Source organism: Anaerotignum sp. (assembly GCF_045122575.1).
GTDB lineage: Bacteria > Bacillota > Clostridia > Lachnospirales > Anaerotignaceae > Anaerotignum_A.
Window position 1 is genome coordinate 1 of sequence record NZ_JBGVHV010000058.1, and the last position, 2,987, is coordinate 2,987.

At 48.3% G+C, this 2,987-nt stretch carries 4 protein-coding genes; 3 read left to right on the top strand and 1 reads right to left on the bottom strand.

Annotation, left to right across the window (positions count from 1 at the left end; all coding sequences use genetic code 11):
• Window positions 1–29: 29 nt before the first annotated feature.
• Window positions 30–620, top strand: a complete 591-nt coding sequence (locus ACJMLT_RS02720; RefSeq protein ID WP_405726223.1) for a uracil-DNA glycosylase — start codon at window positions 30–32, stop codon at window positions 618–620.
• A gap of 20 nt (window positions 621–640) precedes the next feature.
• Complete coding sequence (locus ACJMLT_RS02725) at window positions 641–1,456, top strand: hypothetical protein (RefSeq protein WP_405726225.1); 816 nt, start codon at window positions 641–643, stop codon at window positions 1,454–1,456.
• Between the two features lie 33 nt (window positions 1,457–1,489).
• Here the strand turns inward: ACJMLT_RS02725 and ACJMLT_RS02730 are convergent, their stop codons facing one another.
• Window positions 1,490–1,843 (bottom strand): arsenate reductase family protein, encoded by a 354-nt coding sequence (locus tag ACJMLT_RS02730; RefSeq protein ID WP_405726227.1) that lies wholly within the window; start codon window positions 1,841–1,843, stop codon window positions 1,490–1,492.
• 138 nt (window positions 1,844–1,981) lie between these two features.
• Between ACJMLT_RS02730 and ACJMLT_RS02735 the strand changes: the two genes are divergently transcribed.
• Window positions 1,982–2,935: a 2-hydroxyacid dehydrogenase gene (locus ACJMLT_RS02735; protein WP_405726230.1), complete on the top strand. Its 954-nt coding sequence runs from the start codon at window positions 1,982–1,984 to the stop codon at window positions 2,933–2,935.
• The last annotated feature ends 52 nt before the right edge of the window (window positions 2,936–2,987 follow it).

Here is a 2,987-nt window from a genome sequence, read left to right on the forward strand (position 1 = left end):
GTGGGTAAGTGGAAAAAGGAGCAATTTTTATGAAAAATATCAACAATGTACAGCAGGCACTGCTGGCGGCGGTGGAAACCTCTGCATATAAAGAGCATAGGATCGTTTTTGGGGAAGGGGCAGAAAATCCTGCCCTGATGATGATCGGGGAAGCCCCCGGCGGTGATGAAGAAAAGCAGGGACGCCCCTTTGTGGGCAAGGCGGGGAAAAACCTGTCTGCTTTTCTGGAAGTAGTGGGCCTGAAGCGGGAGGAAATTTATATTTCCAATGTGGTGAAGCTGCGCCCCACCAAGGAAAGCCCCAAAACAGGCAAGGCGGTGAACCGTCCCCCTTCTGCGGAGGAGATCGCCTTCTTCCTGCCTTATTTATTGGAAGAGATCAAAGTTATTTCTCCCAAAGTGGTAGTGACGCTGGGCAATGTGCCCCTGAAAGCCGTGACAGGCGAGAAAAAAGCGGTCATCGGGGATTACCACGGAACCCCTACACCCCTTGCCGATGGCAGAACCCTGTTTGCCCTCTATCATCCTGCGGCGGTCATCTATAACCGTGCCCTGCAGGCGACGTACGATGAAGATTTGCTGGAACTGAAAGCCTTTCTGCAGAAGGAAGGGCTGGCATAACCGACGAAAGGAGGTTTCAGATGGGATTTCTGAGAAAAGAATGGGATTTTGAAAATCCTGCAGAACATAGCATGGATGCCCATGATGCTTATCGGGACGAAGGCTGGAAGGACAGTAAACCATGGCTTTGGGCTCTGGGGCTCTTTTGCGGGGGCGTGTCTGTATATACTTTGTATTATGTGGAAAGGTATCTGTATCGTGGCGCGGTGGACACCAACTGGGCAGGCTGGCTGGGTACAATGATCGGTACCTGTATTGCTGCGGGGCTGCATTTATTCAAAGAGCCGAAGCCTATCACAGACAAATGGGGAAAAAGGAAGAAAATAGCAGGTTCCTGTGTTCTTGCGGTGTTCTGCGTTGTGATAGCCATTTATATCTGGAAACATCAGCGATTGTGGATTTTAGGCATGCAGTTTTTATCTCTCCTTCCTGTAGTTTTTGTGTTGGATCGGGCGCAGAAGGCAGGGGCTGACAAAAGTACTGTCAAAGGATGGGACTTGCTTCTGACATTTGCTCTGCTGGCTATTGTGACCCTTTTCGGCCCGAAACTGCTTGGTATGACTTCTGTGGCAGATGGGGAAAAGCTGCTGCGTGTGGAAGGGTATGAAGGGATATATTTTGATGACATAACCATGCCCCGCTGGCTGGATGAGGAAATGGCGGAACAAGCCCAGGAAAAACAGTCGGCTGACTTGGAGGATGCATTCGTTTATCTTTACGGCGGCGTGAAGGATGGGAAATCTTATGGTATTCTGGTAGATCCCTACGGCAGCGGCATTCTTGCTACAGGAGAAAATTTGCCCGGCACAAAGGTGTATGATTGGCTGGAAAATTAAAAAGAACCCTTTTGGGTTCTTTTTTTCATGCCATTATTTCAATCTGTCCCATTCTGCTTCCTTGAAGCCCACCAGAACGAAATCTTCCCCGATGATGAGGGGGCGTTTCACCAGCATGCCGTTGGTGGAAAGCAGTTCGATCTGTTCTTCCTCTGTCATGGTGGAAATCTTGTCCTTCAGCTTCAGTTCTTTGTACAGCAGGCCGCTGGTATTGAAGAATTTCTTCAAAGGCAGACCGCTTTTTTCCCACCAAGCTTTTAATTCTTCCGCAGTGGGGTTATTCTCCACGATATGTCTGTCGTCAAAGGCAACGGAATTGCCTTCCAGCCATGCTTTTGCCTTCTTGCATGTGGTACATTTGGGGTATTCTAAAAACAAAACGCTCATTTTGTATTCCTCCTTGTAAACAGTTTTCTTCATCATACCATGTATACATTATATTTTAAAGAAGAATATTGAAATGAACAAAATTTTATTGTACGATGAATTTATGTTTATTATCGACTGTGAAGGAGGCATATCCCAATGAAAATCGTCATCATCGAACCCCTGGGCATCACACCCGAAAAGCTGGCAGAAGCAACAGCAGCCGTAAAGGCAAGAGGCCATGAAATCGTGGCTTACAGCACAAAGGAAGAAGATCAGGATAAACTGGCAGAACGCGGCAAAGATGCGGATATCATCATCATCGCAAACCAGCCCTTCCGTAAAAATGTCATCGAAAAATGCGAAAACCTGAAACTGCTCTCCGTAGCGTTTACAGGGGTTGACCATATCGACGTAGATTTCTGTAAGGAAAAAGGTATCTGCGTTTGCAACGCAGCAGGCTATTCCACCAATGCCGTAGCAGAACTGGCTTTTGGTCTGGCGATTTCCGTACTGCGTAATATCCCTGCCTGCGACAATGTATGCCGTAAGGAAGGTACAAAAGCAGGTCTGGTTGGCGGCGAACTGTTCGGCAAAACCTTCGGTATCGTTGGTACAGGCGCTATCGGCGGCAAGGTTGCAAAAATCGCACAGGCTTTCGGCTGTAAAGTAGTGGCTTACAGCAGAACTGTAAAACCCGAAATGGAAGGTCTGGGCATCGAATATATGTCTCTGGAAGACGTGCTGAAGGTATCCGATATCGTTTCCCTCCACGTTCCTCTGAATGATAAAACAAAAGGTCTGATCGGTGAAAAGGAAATCGGCCTGATGAAGCCCAATGCCATCCTGCTGAATACAGCCCGCGGCCCTGTAGTGGACAGCGAAGCTCTGGCAAACGCACTGAACGAAGGCAAGATCGCCGGCGCAGGCATCGATGTATTCGAAATGGAACCTCCTGTTCCTGCGGATCATCCTCTGATGCACTCCAAACATACTGTAGTGACACCTCACGTTGCCTTCGCTTCCCATGAAGCGCTGTTTACACGCGCACAGATCGTGTCCGAAAATATCCTGAAATGGGAAGATGGCACACCGCAGAATGTCATCTGTTAATTGGGACGCTGTCCCAATCCCTGGCAAGGGTATAATTCCCTTGGAAACCGAT

Coding starts and splice junctions, on each gene's coding strand:
- ACJMLT_RS02720 (WP_405726223.1), top strand. CDS start 30: ATGAAAAATATCAACAATGTACAGCAGGCACTGCTGGCGGCGGTGGAA.
- ACJMLT_RS02730 (WP_405726227.1), bottom strand. CDS start 1,843: ATGAGCGTTTTGTTTTTAGAATACCCCAAATGTACCACATGCAAGAAG.
- ACJMLT_RS02735 (WP_405726230.1), top strand. CDS start 1,982: ATGAAAATCGTCATCATCGAACCCCTGGGCATCACACCCGAAAAGCTG.
- ACJMLT_RS02725 (WP_405726225.1), top strand. CDS start 641: ATGGGATTTCTGAGAAAAGAATGGGATTTTGAAAATCCTGCAGAACAT.